Annotated in this window: 9 protein-coding genes and 1 pseudogene; 6 read left to right on the top strand and 4 right to left on the bottom strand. The window is 58.8% G+C overall.

Annotation, left to right across the window (positions count from 1 at the left end; all coding sequences use genetic code 11):
* Positions 1–55 precede the first annotated feature (55 nt).
* The 4 genes from N5A93_RS19150 to N5A93_RS19135 are packed head-to-tail and all read right to left on the bottom strand — an operon-like array spanning position 56 to position 5162.
* Positions 56–1141 carry a TniQ family protein gene (locus N5A93_RS19150; protein ID WP_268956699.1) on the bottom strand — a complete coding sequence of 362 codons (1086 nt, stop codon included), beginning with the start codon at positions 1139–1141 and terminating at the stop codon, positions 56–58.
* A gap of 3 nt (positions 1142–1144) precedes the next feature.
* Positions 1145–2137 carry a TniB family NTP-binding protein gene (locus N5A93_RS19145; protein ID WP_268956698.1) on the bottom strand — a complete coding sequence of 331 codons (993 nt, stop codon included), beginning with the start codon at positions 2135–2137 and terminating at the stop codon, positions 1145–1147.
* Entirely contained in the window at positions 2134–4494 is a 2361-nt protein-coding gene (locus tag N5A93_RS19140; RefSeq protein ID WP_268956697.1) for a TnsB C-terminal domain-containing protein, read from the bottom strand. The genes N5A93_RS19145 and N5A93_RS19140 overlap by 4 nt, the downstream gene beginning before the upstream one ends.
* Positions 4491–5162 carry a hypothetical protein gene (locus N5A93_RS19135; RefSeq protein WP_268956696.1) on the bottom strand — a complete coding sequence of 224 codons (672 nt, stop codon included), beginning with the start codon at positions 5160–5162 and terminating at the stop codon, positions 4491–4493. The genes N5A93_RS19140 and N5A93_RS19135 overlap by 4 nt, the downstream gene beginning before the upstream one ends.
* Positions 5163–6032: 870 nt before the next feature.
* On the opposite strand from N5A93_RS19135, the gene N5A93_RS19130 reads away from it, so the two are divergent.
* The 6 genes and pseudogenes from N5A93_RS19130 (at position 6033) to N5A93_RS19105 (ending at position 14228) form a co-directional block, all read left to right on the top strand.
* The gene (locus N5A93_RS19130) at positions 6033–8771 is read left to right on the top strand and encodes a type I restriction endonuclease subunit R (RefSeq protein ID WP_268956695.1); all 2739 of its coding nucleotides are present in this window, start codon (positions 6033–6035) and stop codon (positions 8769–8771) included.
* Positions 8768–10348 (top strand): restriction endonuclease subunit S, encoded by a 1581-nt coding sequence (locus tag N5A93_RS19125; RefSeq protein ID WP_268956694.1) that lies wholly within the window; start codon positions 8768–8770, stop codon positions 10346–10348. Before N5A93_RS19130 ends, N5A93_RS19125 begins: the two co-directional genes overlap by 4 nt.
* The gene (locus N5A93_RS19120) at positions 10338–11345 is read left to right on the top strand and encodes a DUF932 domain-containing protein (protein WP_268956693.1); all 1008 of its coding nucleotides are present in this window, start codon (positions 10338–10340) and stop codon (positions 11343–11345) included. Before N5A93_RS19125 ends, N5A93_RS19120 begins: the two co-directional genes overlap by 11 nt.
* Positions 11342–12823: a type I restriction-modification system subunit M gene (locus N5A93_RS19115; RefSeq protein WP_268956692.1), complete on the top strand. Its 1482-nt coding sequence runs from the start codon at positions 11342–11344 to the stop codon at positions 12821–12823. Before N5A93_RS19120 ends, N5A93_RS19115 begins: the two co-directional genes overlap by 4 nt.
* A gap of 117 nt (positions 12824–12940) precedes the next feature.
* Positions 12941–13240, top strand: a pseudogene (locus N5A93_RS19110) (transposase); the annotation flags it as partial.
* Between the two features lie 484 nt (positions 13241–13724).
* Complete coding sequence (locus N5A93_RS19105) at positions 13725–14228, top strand: KwaA family protein (protein ID WP_268956691.1); 504 nt, start codon at positions 13725–13727, stop codon at positions 14226–14228.
* Positions 14229–14303 lie beyond the last annotated feature (75 nt).

Genomic DNA, 14303 nt, shown 5'->3' with positions numbered 1-14303 from the left:
GGATTTCTTGTTCATCTTCGCTCCTTGATGGCTGCGATGAACCAGAAATCCTCCGTTACGAAAACATCAAATCTGTCCCATGGGTGCTGACGTCAGACACATCTGTGAGTTTCAGCGCCCGGCGCAAGGTCGCCTGGTGAACACCGGTCGACCGCGACAGGCTGGCCAGCGAATGACGGCGCCGCGTCTCGACGGGAGTGCCGAATAAGGTGCTGCCGGGGTCAACCGGCATCGTGTCCAAGACAAACTCCCTCACGACATCCCGGATCGGTCCGGGATCGGTCTTCGACTTCTTGAATTGCAGCCACTGGTACATTCTACCCAGGGCCGCTTGCGGGCCACCCTTGGAAATTTGGCGAAAGGACACGCGTGAAATCTCTTCAAGCGCCTTGCGCAAGCCGTCGACGCCATCGCGAACCGCCTCGAATCCGGCGCTGCCGGCCTCCGACCAATCACGGAGGGAGAGCGTATCAAGGTTGGTATGCGCTCCGAACACAAGGCAGGCCCCGAGCATCTCACAGGCTTTTGTCGCCTGGTCCACGTCCTGGGTGTCGAGCCAGTCGGGACCGGACACGCCATCGAAGCGCCGCTCGACATAGGACTGCAAGCCAGAGGTATTCGCTGACGGCGCATTGCCCGCCAGCTTCTGCAGGGCGGCATCGTCCGGCGCCACGAGGGTCATGTCCTGAAACTGCTCATGAAACCCGCGGTTGGGGCGCCGATGAAGAACAAGCCCGTGCCGGGGGCATGTTCTGACCGGGCTGAACATCCAGCCGATCCGGCCAACGCGCCGCCCCGCGCTTGGTCCCGACGGATCAGCATCGTCCAACAGGCAAGCCGGGCAAAAGGTTGTATGGGTTCGCAGTGCGAACCGCATGCCGAAAACCTCGTCGCGATGCTTGAAGCGCGCCTCCCCGACACGCTGCACGCCGGAGGCCCGTATGCGGTCCGCGGCGATCCCAGTAAGGTCAGCCAGCCTGCCAATGCAGTCATCGGTCGTGTCGACGACGCTCTGGCGACTGATCTGCATCAGCTTCAGGAAGTCTGGACCGGACAGGCCGGCGTGAAACGGACCGAGCCGAGAGCACCAGGAAACGGTGCTCTCACCCTCGATCAGTGGGAGGACAGGTAGCATGACCATGGTTCAACCCCGCTCGATCTTCTTCTGCTGGCGCTTGGAGCGCGCATGTTCGTATTCCTCGGCCCCTGCATCCAGTGAGATGGACATCCAATCAGGCGCCCAAAAGATGTTGGAGCCGGGATCACACCCTTCCTGCATGGCCCAGGCCTCAGCGAAATGATCGATGGTCAGGAAGGCCGCACCATCGAAAACGGCGCACTCGATCGCGTTGACGATGGTCTCGATCGCCCGTCCAAAACGATAGCGACTGCCCGTCATCAGGCGCACCGCCAAATCATCGGGCAGCCGCGCCGTGATGCCAGCCTCGTCGCAGTAGGCGTCGATCATCCCGAAAATGTCCTCCTGGTCCGTGCTGTGGTCGAGGTCCGACGGCGCGATCTTGGTGAAGCGCCGCGACACCTGCGGATCGAAGCTGGTCATCTCACCGAGCCTCCGTGTCCCGCTGAGGATCGGGATCACCGCGTTGTCGCCTTGCATGAGCGTCTTGATCGTCCTCAAGGTCGTTTCGGTCTCGTTTGCCGACTGCGCCATGACGAGGTCCTGGGCCTCATCCAACCACAGGACCTTGATGCCCATCTGACCCAACCGCTTCCGCACGGCGCCCCAGATTTCCCAAGCCTTGGCATTCGAGGAGACACCGGACATGCCGGTTGCCTCCAGGATCGCAAGACCAACGCTCTTGTGCGTCGCGGGACTGGGGATCTGGATCTCCAGATACCGCGGAAGGCCGGTTTCAGGGTTCGTCCGCAAAGCTTCGGTCGATTGCAGCACGGTCCTGATCGCGGTGGTTTTGCCGCCTCCAGCAGCTTCGATGACGGCAATGCCGCGCGTTTCCTTGTCCGCGGTAAACCGGCATGGCTCGGCGGTCGGGCGATCCTCGTCGTCGACCTGCAGCAGCCGGGCAAGGTGTTTCTCCACCGCATCGGTGCGCTCGTTGGGCACGTGCATGTCGCGCAGGCTCTGCACCAGTTTGCCCTTGGGAATTTGAATGGTCATTGGCCGTCCTCCTTGGGTTTGCGCGGAACCCATGTCGTCCGCTGGCGGGTGGCTGGCTTGACGGGGGCCGTGTCCTGGCTGCTGCCAGATGCCGCGGATACTTGATCAGGGTCTTGGTCGTTCTGGACATCCGGCGACGCGGGCACATCATCGGAGGTCTTGCGACGTGTTGTGGTCCTGACCGGACGGTCGGGATCGGGCTCGCGCGGGGTGATTTCACGACCTGCTTCCTTGCCGTCGGCCCGAAGTGCTTGCGTATTTGTGGTGCGGAAGGACATGAACAGCTCCGCCTCGAGCTCTTCTAAACGTTTGTCGAAAATGGAGGTATCCAGAATGCCGAAGGCCGTGGACTTTTCCTGCATGAGGGCCTCAATGTCATCGATGGCCTTGAACACGACCTCTTCTTCCCAGGCCCGTCGTGACGCTGATTTCGCGCGCAGGGCACGGCGGGCTCTCAGCCAGACATGAAGGTTCACACCACGGAACCGGTCGTGCACCGAGGGCACCTCACGCCACGCACCGTCGAGATAAACCTCGATCGCACCAAGATCAGTTTGATCCCATCTTACGTTCACCCGATTGGAGCCCGGCTGCATGTAGAACAGGGCGAGGTCTTCGCTGTGGTACCGAACGCCCATCACCGTGATACCCTCGCGCGTTACGGTGCGGGGGAGTTGGCTTCCGAAGGCGAGCCGTTTCGAGCGAACATCGGGCAGAGCACGCAAGGGGTAATTCCCGCTTTCCATGTCAGCGTCCCACTGTTCAAGCGGCGTACGACCGCCAAGACCTTCGTGAGGCTTGTTGTGGTAAATATCGACGATCCATCGCACCAAAGCGAATGCCACATCTTCGGCGTCGAGACAGGCGCGGTCCTCGGCCGGGTAATCGCCCCGTTCGCGAGGGTTGGAAAACGTGCGACCAAAAAGTCGCGGCATCAAATCGAGGACAGCGGTGTAGAACAGTCGTTCGATTTCCCCGCGCATACCAGGAATACCACCAATCGTGCGCAACACAATCATCTGGAGATCGAGGCAGGCGTTCTGGAAAACGCTCGCCTTGAAACCTGGACCATTGTCGGCAGCGAGGAGTTCCGGAACAAGGGCATGTGGCCACGTGCAATTCGATCTGACACTGTCAGACCATTCGCCCTTGTCGCTGACAACCATGCGAAGGCATTCGCGTGCTGCGCTGCCCGATGGATTGCGGGTCAGCTTCATTCCGAGGCAGATCCTGGTGCGGCAATCGATGGCGGCGACAAGCCACCACCGGGCTTTTTCACCATCAAGACCAAGCGCTTTGAGATGTTCTTCGCCAAAGACCGTTTCGAGCTTTGCAGATCGCATGATGGAGAGCAGATCAATGCACCATTCATCGATTTCGACGCGCTCGCCCGGGCGTGAGACTTCGAGCCCCTTACCGACGGGCCGGAGCTTCTTCATCGCTTCCTCGCGCCCATACCGGGCGATAAGAACCGTCAAGCGGTCAAGCTTATTGATTGTCCGACGAACTGCATCGCGGCCCGGCACGTGCAGCGGTGTAACCTTTTCTTTCGCACGGCGATTGTTTTCGTCCCTAAACCCTCGCTGCACATCCACGACCGTTGCCTTGATCGACTTCCGCTCTGGCGTGAGATAACTGCTCTTGATGATGTCCATCAGCAGTGCCTGTGCCTCGGGCAGAAGAAGGCTGGTCCTGTTCCCGGATTTCGAGAGGTCGTCGGCCAATGCCGGAAGTCCGTGGGCTTGGTAATCTGCGTAGAGTTTCCGTAGATAGTCGGAGCTATAGAGTTTGACGCCCTCCTTGGCCACGCCACCACGATTTCGGCGAACACCCTTGCGTACCCGATCCGGCAGACGACCTTTTTCCATTTCGCTTTCGAGCAGGTCGCGTTCCGTCGCCTCGGCTTTCAAGTAAGCTTCTGCGCGCGATGCAATCTCGGGGCGCGCGGCCTCGATCTCCACTGTGTTTGGACGAATGAGACCTTCAGACTCCATGTCACTGATTGCCTTGATCTGGCTGAGGCGCGAGTCAAACCTGAACCTGGCTTTTCCGGTCAGGTTCGATGGATGGAAATCAAAGGCCGAAGTTGCCGGCGATGGCTTTAGCTCGTCCGGAAGGTAATAGCCAACCTCGTGCTTGATATCACCCGATGTGCTCAAGCGGGCCAGCGTGCCCATCGGGAAGACCTCTGTCAGCCCGACGCCACTTGCGGGTATCAGCTCGGCGTTGTCGCCAGACATGCCGAGGAAACGGTAGGGCTTGCCATGAATGAGAAGCCGATCATGGATATCAAGACGAAATCCGGTCTTCACCGGCTTGGCTTCGCCAAGGCTGTGCTTGTTGGGGACGATGGTCATTGACGCTTTCCTTTCCATTCAACGAGGGTTTCAGTGGTGATTTTTTCGGACTGCAGGGGCGCGAGCTCCCCTGCTGAGACAAGTCGCAGAAGGGCCCGGTAGCCGCGTGCGGCGAGGCCGACCTGTTGCGTGAGGTGATTCAGCGACACCGCGCCGCGCAGGCCGCTCGCCACAACGCGTACCGCCTCCTCGGCCTCCGGATCCGTATCGCGCAGCGCCGTGTTGATGTTCGCGTTGTGAAGCGTGACACGGTCGATATCAGCCTCGGTCAAGAGACGAACCGACTTGGCGAACCCCTGCTTTTGAACCCACCAGGCAATGGTGCGCATTTCCTCGACATGGCGACCGGACTTGAGGCGCGCTTCGGGCTTGACCGTATATGCAATGCGCTCTCCCGAGGCTTTGGTGACGACCATGTCGAAGAAGTGCCGTTTCTCGTCCTGCCGGCCGAAGGTGAACAGCACCTGCTCTTGGATGTTGGTAACATCAGAACGGGCGCTTTCGATTTTCTGGTGACAGAGTTCGGTGTAGGACTCCGCTTGGCTACGGGTGCCCGATTGCTCACCGAGGACGGAAAAAGCGGTACAATGCGCTGTCGACGCACTCGCGATATCGCGGTCCCCACGGGATTGCGCAGGCAATACGCGACCCTCCGAATAAATCGGCATTTTGATTTCCTTTCGCATAGGAAGACCACCCGCCGGACTTCAGTCCGACGCTGCCCGAAGGCGGCGGCCATATTTTCGGGATTTCATGAAATGAACCGACTGACTCTCAGTTGGCGGTCATTTCACCTTCGTGGATCCAAAGATCCAAGTGGTTGGATTGAGTGTTTAGCTTTGGGCTTTCACTTTGTTCTCCATTATCTTTCCATCGCGTTTCCTGCGCCGCTGTCCCCGGTCTCTCGGGTTGGGCAGCCAGGACATTGGCTGGTTGCATGTTCGGCGAAACGACCCGGTAGAGCTGACTTGTGAAATCCGCCGTCCCGGGCCTCGTTTCGAGGGTCAAAGTACCCAGCGCGCCTCCTCGGGCAACTGCTGATTTCGCCCAAAATTTTTCTCTGAAAATCATTTCCGCGCCGGTCTAATCGATACCAGTAAATCCCAAGATACTGTTTTTACTTTATTTTTCCTGCCGACCTCCATCTCGCGCCAAAAAAAACATCTGCGCCGGACCCTCCGCGCCTGTCTCATCTACGAAATCGCCGGCGACACTCGGATTGGAGCGTAACCGAAAAGACACACGTAAGGTTGTTTTGAAAAATGTGATGGAGGTTCGAAACCTGTCGCACTGGAGGCATCGATTCTAATCCGGGACCCGCCCTCGACTCGAGTCACCGCCCCAAACCTTCTTCATCTCTTGGCGTCGACGCTCGGTGACGAAGACATGAAGGGCAAGCACCCGGCGAGGTCTAATGCGGCTCGCGCTTCTCAGCCCATGCTCCTCAGTCCATGGAGATACGGGTTTGCAAATCTGAAAGCGGCCCGGCAGTATGGCGAAAATTTCCCGAAGTATGAGCGTTATACGTGCATCAACCTTTGAACCAGACGCCTGAACAGCAAGCGCGCGATGCCATCGACGCGGGGCTCAATGCGGCTGGTTGGGTCGTGCAAGACAAAGAAAGGCTCGATTTCAACGCCGGCCTCGGTATCGCCGCGCGCGAATACCAGACCGACGTGGGCCCGGCCGACTACGTGCTTTTCGTCGATCGCCAAGCCGTCGGCGTGATCGAGGCCAAGCCCGACAGCTGGGGTGTCAAGCTCACATCTGTCGAGGAACAGTCAGAAGGCTATGCAAACGCCAAGCTGAAATGGGTCTCCAACGCGGAACCGCTCCCGTTCCTTTACGAAAGCACCGGCCAGATCACGCGTTTCACGAATGGCCGGGATCCAGCGCCGCGATCCCGCGAAGTGTTCACGTTCCACAGACCAGAAACGCTCAAGGCCTGGGCACAGTCACCACGATCATTCCGGTCCGGGATCGCCGCTCTCCCCAAGCTCAATCCGGACGGCCTGCGCGACTGTCAGATCAAGGCGATCACAAACCTCGAAACCTCGCTCAAGGCCGACAAGCCCCGCGCGCTCGTCCAGATGGCGACCGGCTCGGGCAAGACCTTCACTGCGATTACTCAGGTCTACCGCCTGCTCAAACATGCAGGCGCGCACCGCATCCTGTTCCTCGTCGACACCAAGAACCTCGGCGAACAGGCTGAACAGGAATTCATGGCCTTCATCCCGAATGACGACAACCGCAAGTTTACCGAACTCTACAACGTCCAGCGCCTGACCTCGCCCTCCATCGCGAACGACAGCCAGGTCGTCATCTCGACGATCCAGCGCATGTACGCCACGCTCAAGGGCGAGGAATTGAACGACGGCGCGGAGGAGGAGAACCCGGCCGAGCAGAAATGGCGCCGGAAGGAACCGCTGCCGGTCGTCTACAACACCAAGCTGCCGCCGGAATACTTCGACGTAGTGGTCATCGACGAATGCCACCGCTCGATCTACAACCTGTGGCGCCAGGTCATCGAGTATTTCGACGCCTACCTGATCGGCCTGACCGCCACGCCCGACAATCGCACTTATGGCTTTTTCCAGAAGAACGTCGTCAGCGAGTACACCCACGACAAGGCGGTCGCAGACCGGGTCAACGTCGGCAACGAAATTTTCCTGATCGACACCGAGATCACCCAGGGCGGTGAAACCCTCCAACCCGAGCAACTGGTCGAAAAGCGCGAACGCGAAACCCGCGCGCGACGGTGGGAAACGCAGGATGATGAGCTGGCCTACGCCGCCACACAACTTGACCGGTCTGTCGTAAATTCCGATCAGATCCGCACCGTGATCCGGACCTTCCACGACAAGTGGCCCGAGATCTTCCCGGGACGCAAGGAACTCCCGAAAACCCTGATCTTCGCCAAGACCGACAGCCACGCCGACGACATCATTCAGACGGTCCGGCAGGAGTTCGGCGAGGGCAACGACTTCTGCCGCAAGATCACCAACGGTGCGAAGAACCCGAAATCCTCGCTCAGTGAATTCCGCAACGCCTATTACCCGCGCATCGCCGTCACCGTGGACATGATCGCCACTGGCACGGACGTGAAACCCCTCGAATGCCTGATCTTCATGCGCGACGTGAAGTCGAAGAACTACTTCGAGCAGATGAAAGGCCGCGGCACCCGCGTCCTGAAACCTGACGACCTCAAAAAGGTCACCCCCTCCGCCCAGGCCAAGACCCATTACGTCATCGTCGATGCCGTCGGCGTCACCAAATCGCTCAAGACGGCCAGCCAACCGCTCGACACCAAGCCCTCGATCCCCTTCAAGGATCTCGCCATGGGGTTGATGATGGGCGACCGGTCCGAGGACACCGTCAGCTCGCTCGCCGCCCGCCTCTCACGGCTCGACAACAAGCTGGGGGCCGAGGATCAGGAGAAGATCACGACCGAGGCCGGGACATCCCTCACCGCCATCGTCCGCGACCTTTTCGACGCCATAGACCCCGACAAGGTCGAGGCGGATGCCAAGGCGGCGGGCAACCCCGAGCCGGACGACACCGCCATGCAGGCCGCGCGCGAGGAACGGATCAAACACGCCGCCAACGTCTTCACCGGCCCGCTGATCAACCTGATGGACACGATCCGCCGCGACAACGAACAGACCATCGACCATGACAATCTCGACACGCTTCTGCGCGCCGAATGGGCGGGCGATGTGACCGAGAATGCGCAACAGATCGCGCAGGAGTTCGAGGACTACCTGACCGAGAACCGCGACGAGATCGAGGCGCTGTCGATCTACTTCAACACCCCCGCCCGCCGGGCGCAGGTCACCTACGCGATGATCAAGGATGTGCTGAAAAAGCTAACCGAGGATCGCCCGCGCCTCGCCCCGCTCACCGTCTGGCGCGCCTATGCGCATCTTGACGATTACAAGGGCTCGGGCCCGGCCAGCGACCTGACGGCCCTTGTGGCGCTGATCCGCCGGGTTACGGGGCTGGATGACACCCTCACCCGCCATTCTGAACGGGTGCGGCGCAGCTTCCAGAACTGGGTGCTGAACCGCCATGCAGGCCACGGCGAGAAATTCACCGAGGAACAGATGGACTGGCTGCGCATGATCCGCGACCACCTCGCCACCTCCTTCACCATCGAGCGCGACGATCTGGACATGTCCCCGTTTGACGGCAAGGGCGGGATGGGGCAGATGTATGCGCTGTTTGGAGAAGGGATGGATGAGGTCATGACCGAGATGAATGAGGCGCTTTCGGCATGACGGAACGTTTGTGGGAAGTCCCTTCGTCTTGGGAATGGACAGTCATCAAGGAACTCGGGGACATCGTTTCCGGTGCCACTCCTTCAACCAAGGTCCGCGACTATTGGGACGGAGACGTCATCTGGTTCGCGCCATCTGACCTCACTGGATATAAACAGAAATTCATAGCGCGCGGCGCAAAAACACTCACCGAAGAGGGCCTTGCGAACTCATCCGCACGGATCATGCCAGCTGGCAGTGTGATGTTTTCATCTCGCGCTCCGGTCGGATACGTCGCCATCACTTCCGTGCCGGCTGCGACAAATCAGGGGTTCAAGTCGGTGGTTCCGTACACCGGCATTTTCAACGAATACCTGTATCACTATCTCAAAGCCTCCAAAAATATGGCCGAACAACGCGCGACCGGAACGACGTTCAAGGAACTCTCTGGCGCTGCCTTCGGTGTGCTTCCGGCTCCACTCCCTCCCCTCAACGAACAACGCCGCATCGTGGAGAAGATCGAGGCGATGTTCGACGAGATCGACGCCGGGATCCAGAGCCTGCAAACGGCGCGCGCCACCCTCGGCCTCTACCGCCAGTCCCTGCTGAAATCCGCCTTCGAAGGCCGCCTCACCGCCGACTGGCGCGCGCAGAACGCCGACAAGCTGGAAGCCCCCGAAACCCTCCTCGCCCGCATCCAAGCCGAACGCGACACCCGCTACAAAGCCGCCCTCGACACCTGGCAAGACGCCCTTGCCCAATGGCGGGCCGATGGCGAGCAGGGCAAGAAACCCGCGAAGCCGAAGCGGCCAACAACGTTCCCTGACCAGCTGAAAAACCTTGGCATTGAGTTGCCCGATCTACCCCACGTATGGACATGGGCACAGCTGGGCCTGTGCTCGTCGGGGCCTGAGTATGGAACCGCGGCGAAGTCTGCAGACGCTGGCGCAGTACCCGTGATCCGCATGGGCAACCTTCAGCATGGCCGCATCGACTGGGACAATCTGGCGTTTACATCCGATCCGGACGAAATCGAAAAGTATTCGTTGAAGTCCGGTGATGTCCTGTTCAACCGCACAAACAGCCCAGAACTCGTTGGCAAGACTTCGATCTACAAGGGCGAACGCCCAGCGTTGTTCGCGGGCTATCTGGTACGGGTCAACCAGATCGAGGAAATCGCATCCGGCCCCTATTTGACCTACTTCCTGAATTCGCCCATCGCCAGCAAACACGGAAAATCAGTGAAGACTGATGGTGTGAACCAGTCCAACATCAATGCGAGCAAGCTGCAGGAATACCCGTTTCCCTACTGCTCCCCCGCCGAACAAGCCGAAATCGTCCGTCGCCTCGACGCCCGCCTCGAGTCCGCCGACGCGCTCGAAACCGAGATCGACGCCGCCCTAACCCGCGCCGACGCCCTGCGCCAATCCATCCTGAAAAAAGCCTTCTCCGGCCAACTGGTCGCGCAAGACCCCAATGATGAGCCTGCCTCGGCCCTTCTGGAGCGGATCAAGGTCGAGCGGCTTGAACGCTCCAAAGGCAGTCGGCCAAAGAAAGCACGGACCACCAAAAGAAAGGAGACCGCGAATGGCGCTTGACGCATTTGATGACGCCTATCAGCTTTCAAGCTGGAAAGGCCTGTCTTTGGCGAATGACTTCACCACTCACACGGTGCAGGCCCTTGATTTGCGGGATGCCTTGCCGGATTTCGAGCTGCGCAACTTCGGGGAGCCACCGAACAACAACCCACGCCTGCGCACCATCTGGAGAATGCCTTTCGGCGAGGACCACTTCGAACGTCCCGTCGCGTCGGTTTCCGACCAATATGAACTTCTGCAACACAGGGTCCTTGCCACATGGCTGACTGAGAACCTTTCAAACGCGGGCCTGCAGAATGCCCAAGCTACAATCACGATGACAGAATACGGCGAAAGGGTGCGGATCACGGTTCCTCTTGAGAATCAGGTTTTCGATTTCGCGGAAGATTTGTTTGCGCCTGACAGATACAGACCAGAAATCGAGGTGACCAACTCGGTCGATCGATCGTCCGCGTTTCATATTGTTCTGAGATGGCGCCGGTTGATATGCCTGAATGGAATGTTCACAACCGAAGAAGATCGAATGCGATCGATCCACCGAGTGGACCTGTCCCGCACTGGTCTGGTGCATGATTTCATCAAAGATCGTTTATCCAAAAAGCCGGATATGGTGGCCGCATTGCATGACTGGAGAAAACTCAAGATCGACAAAGATACCGCCCAGGTGTGGTGCGAGGGTTGGCTACGGGAAAAAAGCGGATGGACTGTCGAAAATTGTGCCCGCCTCTGGGCAATCATCGAAACCGGATATGATGGTTCCGTGACATCACCCACCGGCAAAAAGGAAAAAAATCCCCTGTCCGCATACCGAGTGGGCCAGCACCGGCGCGTGCCCGGTGACAATTATCCGATAAGAACAGCACTTGATGTTGCTCAGCTGTTGACTTGGATCACCACCAATCAGCGATCTGTCGAAATGCAGTTGGAGGGAACTGAGGCCATTCCACGACTGATGAAAGAGCTGATCAAGTTCTCCAAGACAAGGAAGTCCGCATGAACACCGCCCCCATCGTCTCAAAGGTCTGGAGTTTCTGCACTACGCTGCGCGATGATGGCGTAGGCTATGGCGATTACCTGGAACAGCTGACCTATCTCATCTTCCTCAAGATGGCCGATGAATACGCCAAGCCCCCTTACAAGCGCGATGTGGGTATTCCTGAAGGATATGACTGGACCAGCCTGACCTCACGCCGCGGAGCAGAGCTGGAAGCGCATTACGTCACCCTGCTGCGCAAGCTCGGTGAACAAACCGGGATGCTTGGCCAGATCTTCACCAAGGCCCAGAACAAGATCACCGACCCGGCCAAACTGTTCCGCCTGATCGACATGGTGGACAGCACGAAATGGGTCATGCTGGGCGCAGACGTCAAAGGCGATATCTACGAGGGGCTGCTGGAGCGGAACGCCGAGGATACAAAATCAGGCGCGGGCCAGTATTTCACGCCCCGCCCCCTGATCCGCGCGATGGTGGAGTGTATCCGCCCTGAACCCGGCAAGACCATTGCCGATCCGGCCTGCGGGACGGGCGGATTTTTCCTCGCCGCGCATGACTTTCTGACAGACCCGGACAACCAGGCGCTCGACAAGGACCAGAAAGCTTTCCTGAAACACTCGACCTTCTTCGGCAACGAGATCGTCGCCGGAACGCGGCGGCTGTGCCTGATGAACATGTTCCTGCACGGGATCGGGGAAATGACTGGCGAAACGTTGGTCTCGCCAGCCGATGCCCTCATATCGCCGCCGTCCGAGACATTCGACTACGTTCTGGCCAACCCGCCCTTCGGCAAGAAAAGCTCGATGAGCTTTACCAATGCGGAAGGCGCGCAGGAATCGGATGACCTGACCTACAACCGTCAGGATTTCTGGGCGACCACGTCGAACAAGCAGTTGAATTTCGTCCAGCACATCCGGACAATGCTGAAGACGACGGGCCGCGCCGCCGTGGTCGTGCCAGACAACGTCTTGTTCGAGGGTGGTGCGGGTGAGACGATCCGCCGGAAGCTCTTGCAGACCACCGATCTGCATACGATCCTGCGCCTGCCGACCGGCATTTTCTACGCCCAAGGCGTGAAAGCGAACGTGTTGTTTTTCGACAACCGACCGGCCAGCCCGGACCCGCAGACCTCGAAGGTGTGGTACTATGACTACCGCACCAACGTGCATCATACGTTGAAGCAAAAGCCCCTGACATACGCCCACCTTCAGGATTTCATCGACTGCTACAATCCCGGAAACCGGCATGATCGCGCACCGACCTGGAGCGAGGATACCCCGGATGGTCGCTGGCGCGCTTTTGACCGGGAGGACCTGCTGGCGCGTGACAAGGCGAGCCTCGATCTTTTCTGGCTGCGCGATGCGTCCATGACAAACCTCGAAGACCTCCCCGAACCTGAAATTCTGGCAGCCGAGATCATGGAAAACCTACGCTCTGCGATTGGAAATTTTGAATTGGTCGAGGGAAATTTAGCCGATTGAAGAGGAACGCGAGAGCACTTGCGAGAAACGCGCGAAAGTTGGTGATGCCCTGAGGGGCGGCATATCATGGCGGTGTCGAGTCGCCGTCAATTCTCTGCTGAGAAAGGGATATGCCACATGTCAGAGACCACCATCACTCAACTGCCCGATCCATCGGGTTTTATATCCGACCCATTCACCGACGTCCTGCGCGATGGAGCGCGCAAGCTGATCGAACAGGCGATCCACGCCGAGCTGACCGCGCTCATGAACGCCTTTTCCGGGGACAAGCTCGAGGACGAGCGGACACGCCTGGTCCGACACGGTCATCTGCCCGAACGCGAGGTGATGACCGGCATTGGTCCGGTGCAAGTGAAGGTGCCGCGTGTGCGTGATCGAAAGCCTGGCGCGGACAAGATCACCTTCCCGCCATCTATCGACAGTCACGCGCCGGGGCACTTCTTCCGCGAAGCGCCGGTTCGTAGAGGTATGAAACATTCAATACTGCTTAGGTTCGGCGATCGCGAACACGGGGGACAACGAATGGAGCGGAAGCGGCCGGACGGCCTCGCTGACCACGGCTAGGGAGGCCGGCACAATCTGGAAAGTAGGATTCAAGCGCGTGGCGCTCGTTCAACACAAGGACAAGATGCAGATCGACGGCTTGCGCTGTTCCGTAAAGGACATAGCCGCTGCCCCTGGTAGGGCGCACCGGAGGCATTGCGGGGTCTCCGCCGATCGAGAGGTTCGCATAGAAACGGCGGGCTGCAGCGAGGGGAAACCCCTCCCCTCCACCTGAGGCGCTACTCGGAACCTGTAGACAGGAACGCCGGCTACTGCCAATCTGTTGCCTGTGCGTCGCTTGGTTAACAGATAAAGACCTACGCGAAATTAAAAATAAAGGCTTACGTAAAACGACGTTATGACGAGGAAAACAAAAATCAAAGAAAGCTTGGGGGGCGTTCGGTTTCTGCTGGTGTGGTCGAGCTTGAGCCCGGTGTTTCTTCTTTGGGCGATCAGGGGCGTCGAGAAAATCCCGGATAAGATCTGGCTCCCGGCTTGCTTGGCGATTTTCCTCTTGCCCACGATCTTGCTCTGGCTGTTTTTCCGACGGGCCAAGCGGCAAGAGAACGATAAAACGATCACCGTTCACTCGGCGAAAGATCAGCGGGAGCATTTGCTGACCTATCTATTCGCAATGCTAATTCCGCTTTTCGATGCCAACCTTGGCGGATATCGAGACCTAATCGCGATCTTTGTCGCACTTCTCTTTGTGCTGTTCCTGTTCTGGCATATGCGGCTTCATTATATGAACCTGTTTTTCGCCATGTGCGGGTACAGGATATTTACTGTGGAAGCTGTTTCAGGAACCGAGCCAACAGAAGGTGACTCTCCCCGCCTCGGAGCTATGCGGGAAACTGGGTGACGGGGTTTGAGAAGGCGGCGTATCGTGGCGGGTGATCAAGCCTGCCAGAACTTCCAAGAGGAACGATACGCCTAT

The sequence above is a fragment of the Roseovarius salincola genome (assembly GCF_026891095.1).
In the GTDB taxonomy this organism is placed as follows: Bacteria; Pseudomonadota; Alphaproteobacteria; order Rhodobacterales; family Rhodobacteraceae; genus Roseovarius; species Roseovarius salincola.
The sequence above is the reverse complement of the archived record's forward strand: the minus strand, read 5'-3'. Positions and strand labels throughout refer to the sequence as shown.